A 374-nucleotide genomic window follows, 5' to 3' on the forward strand; every position below is an offset into this window, starting at 1 on the left:
GAAGGCGGAGAGCTGGTCGACCATCGTGTTGATGGTGTTCTTCAGCTCCAGGATCTCGCCGCGGGCGTCGACGGTGATCTTCTGCGACAGGTCGCCCTTGGCCACGGCGGTCGCCACCTGGGCGACGTTGCGCACCTGGGAGGTGAGGTTGCCGGCCATGAAGTTCACCGAGTCGGTGAGGTCGCGCCAGGTGCCCTTGACGCCCTTGACGTCGGCCTGTCCGCCGAGCCGTCCCTCGGTGCCGACCTCGCGGGCGACGCGGGTGACCTCGTCGGCGAAGGCGGAGAGCTGGTCGACCATCGTGTTGATGGTGTTCTTCAGCTCCAGGATCTCGCCGCGGGCGTCGACGGTGATCTTCTGCGACAGGTCGCCCT

1 protein-coding gene is annotated in these 374 nt (G+C 67.1%); it reads right to left on the reverse strand.

What is annotated here, in order from left to right; all coding sequences use genetic code 11:
• Nucleotides 1–374: HAMP domain-containing protein (locus KUM49_RS37890; RefSeq protein ID WP_217241513.1), on the reverse strand; the 374-nt coding region annotated here is incomplete at both ends.

The organism is Streptomyces sp. AC555_RSS877, from assembly GCF_019049245.1.
GTDB lineage: Bacteria > Actinomycetota > Actinomycetes > Streptomycetales > Streptomycetaceae > Streptomyces.